The following is a 6,967-nucleotide window of genomic DNA, read 5'->3' as shown; positions in this document are numbered from 1 at the left end:
AATGGTTCTTTATTTTTCATCGCGTCCTAAGTATTACTAAATTACTTATTTTAACTCTAACTTTTTAGAGTTGACACAGTTCACTTTACAGTCTCAATTTTATGGATTTGCAAACATTTTATAAAGACCAATATGATAAATCCCTTGCTAGTAAAAGCGAGATAAATTCTTCCTTATCTACACATATCGGTATATCAACCACTTTAGTGGCAGCTCTATTTTATGCTACCACAAATTTTGATTTTAATGATAATCTAATTTTAAGTGTATTTTTTATCGATTTCCATTTATCGTCTTAGTAAAGCCTTTTCGGATTTCCATGATGGGCAAGAATATGCTCGTTATCTATGTTGCAAACTGTCACAATCTCTTTAAGGTAGTTATCATCTTTTGGCTACTTAACAAAGGTAAAACGCGTGAATAGCCCGCGCAGAGGGGATGATGCTCATATTTTTCAGAATATCTAAAGCCATTCTTAGCAGGTAAAAGATCCTGGATTTCTGCTGCCGGATGATGATTGATTTTTTTAAGTATATCTACCATCCAGATCATTGGGTTTATTCCCTGTAATTTAAAGGTTCCCATGAAAGAATATAGCATTGCGCTTCTTTGTGCGCCATCATGTGATCCACTGAAGAGGAAGTTTTTTCTGCCCAGGGTAATAGTTCTGATACTTGACTCTATCGGATTGTTATCAATGTTTAGAAAACCCGTTATTCAGTGAAAATGATGGCGTGATTACGGTTTATACACCCAAAACGGTGTAATACTGGCATACCGACTCAGTAAGCGTTCTATATAATAAATTATTGAGATCCTAAACCAGTCCTACCGGGCATACCCCATCCTTAGGTCGCGGGTACCCCGGCTATACCTCAGCTATACCCCCATAGGTATAGTTGAGGTATAGCCGGAGTATGTTTTAAGCATATGCGGGGTATGTCTGATCAGACTAAAACACCAGCTATATACCATCACGCCCAGTCTTGTTATACACCCCTAACCGGGTCATTACAGCAAGCTCTGCAGCTGCATGTGAAAGCCAATAAGACCGCGCTGTAATCGGTAAATAATACTGCAGCATTTTCGTAAGCTAACACTACAGCATATGTAACCCTCCCTTTTTTCGAACCGGTTTAGGAGACGATAATTCAAATCTATATAATATTTTTTCATCCATCAGTATGCAGTCATCTCGCAGGAGATGACTGCATACTGATGCTCCATTCTGCTCTATATTCCAGCGGAGTTTTACCACCTAATGTTTCATGTGGTCTTCTGGAATTGTAATCTGTTACCCATTCTTCTGTTAGGATCTGTACCTGCATTACATCTTCAAATAAGTAGGCATCCAGAATACTTTCTCTAAAGCTTCGGTTGAAACGTTCTATGTATCCATTTTGCATGGGTCTACCGGGTTGGGTATACTGGATTTTGATATTATTGTCCTCGCACCAGGTATTAAATTCCTTACTTATAAATTCAGGTCCATTATCCTGATATATTTGGCTTTCCGTGTTCGTTAATAATCTGTTCCATTAGCGCTGTAACCCTCACTGCAGGCATAGAATGCGCAACATCAATAGCATCCCGGTTAAAATCATCAATTACATTTAATGTCCGGAACTTTCTTTGATTGGTTAGTACATCACTCATGAAATCAACAGACCACATTTCACCAGGAGCTGATGGTTGCGCAAGGGGATTTTTCACCCGCTGTGGCACACGTCTGCGTGTTTTTCGTCTTTGATTTAACCCCATTAGTAAATATACGCGCCGCACCCGCTTGCGATTCCACTTCAAGCCCTGCTGATACTAATATAATGGCTCTCCGCCACATAAGTAATCATGTTTTTGCGCTGGCAGGGCTTTAGAACTTTTTTGACAGCACGTCTTTCAGGATTTTATTGTCCAACGCCAGTTCAGCATACATATGCTTTAATCTGCGGTTTTCCTCCTCCAACTCTTTCAAACGGCGAAGTTCCTGGTTATACATTCCTGAATACTTTTTCTTCCAATTGTAAAAAGTCGCCTGATGTACGCTAAGAGCACGGCAGATATCCGCCAATGTTTTTCCTGACTCCTGTTCCTTAATTGCTGCCACGATTTGGCTCTCACTGATTATTTATTTTTTCATCTTACTGTTTTAAAGTTACAAATTTTCGTCTTTTATACAGTCCGATTTTTTGGGAGGGTTACACACCTTATACTGCGAAAAATTGTGTGATTTTACTAGGGGCTACAAACAAAAAACGCTTTAAACATAAGTTTAAAGCGTTTTAGTGTATTTTGATTATACATTTGCGGAGAGTGGGGGATTCGAACCCGCGGACCCTTTGACAAGTCAACAGTTTTCAAGACTGCCGCAATCGACCACTCTGCCAACTCTCCGCGACAAAAGTACAAATACTGCTTGATTCTGCAAATAATGATGTTGATTTTTTAACAGGAAATTGATAACTAGTTAAAGGAGAGATAGAAATATTTTTATTTATTCATTTTATTGCCCTCTAAAGGCGCTTTTTTGAACAAATTGAAGGGCTGTTTGATGATTTTGATGCTCCGTTTGGAGAGGTCTACACTTGCATTCAGCTCAAAACCGAGTAAAAGTATCAGAGAATTGAGGTATAACCAGATCATAATTACGATCAATGTACCTATCGATCCATACACTTTATTATAAGATCCGAAGTGGTTGATATAAAAAGAGAACCCCCAGATCGTCAGAAACGCAAGGATTGTAGCCAGCCATGATCCGGCACTGAAGAGACGCCATTTTTTGGTGTTGGCCGGGCCATAACGGTAGAGAATAGAAATGGTCACGAAATAGAGTAATCCAAGCAAGGCCCAGCGGGAAAGCTCGATGACATACACAATAAATTTCCCATTGATATGCAGTCCCCGGTTCAGATAGTTCAGTGTAATTTCACCGATAGTCATCGCGGCAATGGTAACGATCAGGGAAAATGCAATTACGCAGGTCAGTATTAACGCAATAAAACGCTGTTTAAGCCAGCTTCTGGTTTCCCGGGTGAGTGATGACTTATTGAAGGCCTTCATAAGGTTGTGTAAGCCGTTAGTAGCAAAGAACACGGACAGGATGATACCAAAAGATAACAACTTCCCGTTCTGTATCTTAACGATCTCAGCAATGGTGGTCTCAAAAGCTTTATAGGCTTGTTTCGGAAGGATCAGCTGCAGTAGCACCATGAGCTGATCCTGGAAGCCGATACGCTTAGGGATATAGGGGATTAAGGTAAACAGGAATATAATTCCGGGGAAGATAGCCAGCATGAAATTATACGCCAGTGAAGAGGCCTTGTTCACTAAAGATTCTTTGCCTATCTCTTTAAAGAAAAACACAGCAATAGTGTAAAGCGGGAGGGGGCTAAACCCTGGTAAAACATAAACTTTTGTCCAGTCTATAAATAAGGAGTAGAGCCTTATCTTTAAAAGTTGTCTATGTACCCAGATCATCCATCAAAATTAAGTAAAATATTGGGCTATCTTTTCCATAAAATATCCCGGTGGCTGACATGGCTTTTTCCTGGCCATATCAAAGAAAACCAGGATAGTTGACCCGATATTGATCAGCACTCCATCCTCATTGAAGATTTCATAGTTAAACGTTATCCTTGTGCCCGGCAGGTCATTCACAACAGTCCTGATGGTGAGTTCCTGGTCATAAAGGGCGGGTCTGATAAACTTACAGTGCAGCTCCAGCAGTGGCATCATAATTCCAGATTCTTCCATCTGAACATAGGTCATATCCAGACTGCGCAGCATTTCTGTTCTCGCCATATCGTAATAGATGGCGTAATTCCCGTTATGGACATATCCCATCTGATCCGTCTCATTGTATCTTACCCGTATCTTAGTTTCGTGCGTATACATCCTACTTAAAAATATTCCTCTTGTTGAGTGCTGCCCGGTATTTATTTGCATTGATCTCATGTTCCGCTTTAGTCTCCGCAAAGGCATGGTATCCTGAGAAGTCTTCTTTAGCGCACATGTAGATATAATTGTTTTTATCGTGATTGAGAACGGCATCTATCGCATTGATGCTGGGCATCATGATAGGGCCGGGAGGCAATCCTGCATATTTATAGGTATTATATTTTGAATCTACGCGCAGCAGGGCATTGGTTACCCGCTTCACCGTAAAATCATTATTGGCAAAGATGACAGTAGGGTCTGCCTGCAGCAGGATGCCCCTGTCCAGACGGTTGAGGTATAACCCTGCAATGATCGGCATCTCTTTGTCGTAAAGTGCCTCTCCATCCACAATGGAAGCCAGTACGGTTACTTGCTGCGGACTTAACTTCAAAGCAGCTGCCTTTTGTTTACGCTCTGCATTCCAGAATTTATCATATTCTTTCTGCATCCTGGTAAAGAATTCAATCGGCGACGTATTCCAGTACATATCATAGGTGTTCGGGATGAACATCGTATAACTATTATCAGTGGTAAAACCATATTTCTCAACAAGCGCTGCAGAGTCCAGCACCCTGATAAAAGTGGCTGAGTCTGCTTCCAGGTTTTTTGCCAGGTAACCTGAAAAATCTTCTTTTCTTCTGATGTTATGGAACTTTAGCTTTACGGGTTCCTGGTTTCCGGCTTTGATCATATTGATCAGCGCGCGGTTGGTCAGTCCTTTGGATAGCTTATAGCGGCCCGGTTTTAAGCGCTGTGCAAGATCCATTTTTGCAGCGGCCTGACTAAACGAACCTACATCTTTCAGCAGATCTTTGCCTTTGATCTCGGCATACAGGTCGTCAATAGAAGAACCTGTTTTAATATAGAGGTAGTTTTCTTTACCTGATATGTTGGGCTTGAAATATATCCTGAACTGCTGGTATCCATAAAACCCTGCTGCAATACCGAGCAGGAGCACACCTGCAGCTATAAGAATAATGGTACCTTTTTTTATTTTTTTATTTTCGGTAGTCATAGAAGATTTTGAATACTAATTTGTGGGCTTATTGTTTGACAAGGTAATATTTACAGGCGTACCAATTTTAACTTTTGATAAGGTATCTGATAACACCGGGTCCTGCCCTATAATAACGGCATTTGCGGTATCTGTGATATTGCCTTCATAAGTTATCGTTCCTAACTTAAGGTTTGATCCCCTCAGGGAGAAAGCAGCCTCGTCTCTAGTAAATCCTAACAGCGATGGTATATCCACATCTTCATTTCCTCTGCCGTCACCAAGCAGCATGTCTATTTTCGAACCTTTAGGGATAATATCTCCGGGTTTGATGGCCTGTCCTCCAAAAGAGACTTCCAGTACCACATCCCGGCTGACATCAGCTTTGTAGACCGTGTCACCAACTTTTAATCCAAAGCTGTTAATGACAGACTGGGCTTCAATGAACGACTTGAACTGCACATCAGGAAATTTCACATTTGGTGCCTGCGCGGTATTGATGGTGAGGTAAATGGTCCTGTTGTCCTTTACAAAAGTGTTAGCTTCAGGATCCTGATCGATCACCGTTCCCGGTGGCAGGTCCATAATATATACCGAGTCTACCTCATAACGCAATCCCAGATCCTCCAGTTTGGTAACCGCCTGGTTGAATGATAGTCCTTTAACAGCAGGAACATTCAAACCTTGTCCGTGTTTAGTATAATAACGCAGACTGAAAAAGGCAACCAGCAGCAAGACTACAACAGTAGTAATAGCAGCAAGAAGGTTATTTCTGAATGATTTAGTTTGCAGGTAGGAGATGAAATTTGCCATTTATTTTTATGGGTGCATTGTATTTGGGTCAAATTTAGACTAAAATTATATTTTATCGGAATTTAAATGAGATCTGAATAAACTATTTTAATATTTTTGAGCCAATATCTTATAGTTGAATTCATTTCATCGTAAAGATAAAGAATGCCTAAATATGAAAACAATGAAGAAAGTAATCGCATTACTTACCGGAGGTACTACAGGAGAATGGGTAGTGTCTGTAAAAAGCGCGGCAACGATAGCCCATAACCTCGATCCCGATAAATTTGAGGTTTATAAGATCATGCTGACACAGCAGGGATGGTTTTATGAACCTGCAGATTCTGTCAGGATAGAGATCGATAAAAATGATTTTTCACTCATTATCAAAGGACGGAAAGTAACTTTTGACGGGGTCTTTATTGCTATCCATGGCGCCCCCGGGGAAGATGGTAAGTTGCAGGGCTATTTTGATATGCTCGGTATCCCTTATACGACCTGTGATGCATTAACTTCAGCAATTACAATGAATAAAGGCTATACAAAAGCCATTGTACAGGATATTCCATCGCTACAGGTGGCCAAATCCGTTCAGATATTCAGCAATGCTCCCTATAACCTGGCCGATATCAAACAAAATCTTAAACTTCCTTATTTTGTTAAGCCGAACAATGGCGGCAGCAGTATTGGGATGAGCAAGGTAAAAAATCAATATGACCTGCAATCGGCAATCGATAAGGCATTTAAAGAAGACACTCAGATCCTGATTGAAGAATTTATTGAAGGCCGTGAATTTACGGTGGGTGTAGTAAAGCTGGACGGGAAAGTTACCGTGCTGCCGGCTACTGAAGTAGAAACAGCTAAGGAGTTTTTTGATTTTGAAGCAAAATATACCCCGGGAGTAGCCATTGAAACCACTCCTGCAAAATTGAAAGAAGAAACACGCAAAAGGGTGGAAGAGATTGCCTCAGCAGTATATTTGAAATTGAATTGCAGGGGAGTAGTAAGGATCGATTTTATTTTGCTTGGCGATGAAGGTGATTTCTATTTTATAGAGATCAATACCATCCCCGGTCAGACTGCAACGAGCTTTATCCCTCAGCAGGTAGCAGCATTTGGCTTACCGCTGAACGATTTTTATACAAAACTGATCAAAGAAACTATTGGCTGATCAAAGCGCTGAATTAATGATCAGAGCGCTGAATTAGAAAGAGCTGCAGTCTTGCAATGCGTCAGAAAGTGTTT

At 40.7% G+C, this 6,967-nt stretch carries 9 protein-coding genes, 1 tRNA gene and 1 pseudogene; 1 reads left to right on the top strand and 10 read right to left on the bottom strand.

The features are described from left to right. Positions 1-360: 360 nt before the first annotated feature. The 10 genes and pseudogenes from BLW16_RS19140 to BLW16_RS19110 form a co-directional block, all read right to left on the bottom strand. Entirely contained in the window at positions 361-585 is a 225-nt protein-coding gene (locus tag BLW16_RS19140; protein ID WP_175470642.1) for a transposase domain-containing protein, read from the bottom strand. A gap of 36 nt (positions 586-621) precedes the next feature. Further along, a pseudogene (locus tag BLW16_RS24090) lies at positions 622-699 on the bottom strand (IS66 family transposase); the annotation flags it as partial. A gap of 491 nt (positions 700-1,190) precedes the next feature. Then, on the bottom strand, positions 1,191-1,433 hold the full coding sequence (locus BLW16_RS24160; RefSeq protein WP_449415906.1) for an integrase core domain-containing protein: 243 nt from the start codon (positions 1,431-1,433) through the stop codon (positions 1,191-1,193). Positions 1,434-1,491: 58 nt separating this feature from the next. Then, the gene (locus BLW16_RS24155; RefSeq protein ID WP_449415904.1) at positions 1,492-1,761 is read right to left on the bottom strand and encodes a hypothetical protein; all 270 of its coding nucleotides are present in this window, start codon (positions 1,759-1,761) and stop codon (positions 1,492-1,494) included. Positions 1,762-1,870: 109 nt separating this feature from the next. Beyond that, entirely contained in the window at positions 1,871-2,107 is a 237-nt protein-coding gene (locus BLW16_RS24150; protein ID WP_449415905.1) for a transposase, read from the bottom strand. 197 nt (positions 2,108-2,304) lie between these two features. After that, positions 2,305-2,391 (bottom strand) — tRNA-Ser (locus tag BLW16_RS19130). A 96-nt stretch (positions 2,392-2,487) separates the two neighbouring features. Further along, complete coding sequence (locus BLW16_RS19125; RefSeq protein WP_090559472.1) at positions 2,488-3,477, bottom strand: YihY/virulence factor BrkB family protein; 990 nt, start codon at positions 3,475-3,477, stop codon at positions 2,488-2,490. A gap of 9 nt (positions 3,478-3,486) precedes the next feature. After that, positions 3,487-3,894: an acyl-CoA thioesterase gene (locus tag BLW16_RS19120; RefSeq protein WP_090559471.1), complete on the bottom strand. Its 408-nt coding sequence runs from the start codon at positions 3,892-3,894 to the stop codon at positions 3,487-3,489. A gap of 1 nt (position 3,895) precedes the next feature. Next, positions 3,896-4,951 (bottom strand): endolytic transglycosylase MltG, encoded by a 1,056-nt coding sequence (gene mltG, locus BLW16_RS19115; RefSeq protein ID WP_090559470.1) that lies wholly within the window; start codon positions 4,949-4,951, stop codon positions 3,896-3,898. Between the two features lie 15 nt (positions 4,952-4,966). Then, positions 4,967-5,743, bottom strand: a complete 777-nt coding sequence (locus BLW16_RS19110) for a PASTA domain-containing protein (RefSeq protein ID WP_090559469.1) — start codon at positions 5,741-5,743, stop codon at positions 4,967-4,969. 163 nt (positions 5,744-5,906) lie between these two features. Between BLW16_RS19110 and BLW16_RS19105 the strand changes: the two genes are divergently transcribed. Continuing rightward, positions 5,907-6,893, top strand: a complete 987-nt coding sequence (locus BLW16_RS19105) for a D-alanine--D-alanine ligase (protein WP_090559490.1) — start codon at positions 5,907-5,909, stop codon at positions 6,891-6,893. Positions 6,894-6,967 lie beyond the last annotated feature (74 nt).

Origin of the sequence: Pedobacter hartonius, assembly GCF_900107535.1 — a bacterium.
Classification (GTDB): domain Bacteria; phylum Bacteroidota; class Bacteroidia; order Sphingobacteriales; family Sphingobacteriaceae; genus Pedobacter; species Pedobacter hartonius.
Note: the sequence above shows the minus strand (reverse complement) of the source record. Positions and strands in the feature narration are given on the sequence as shown.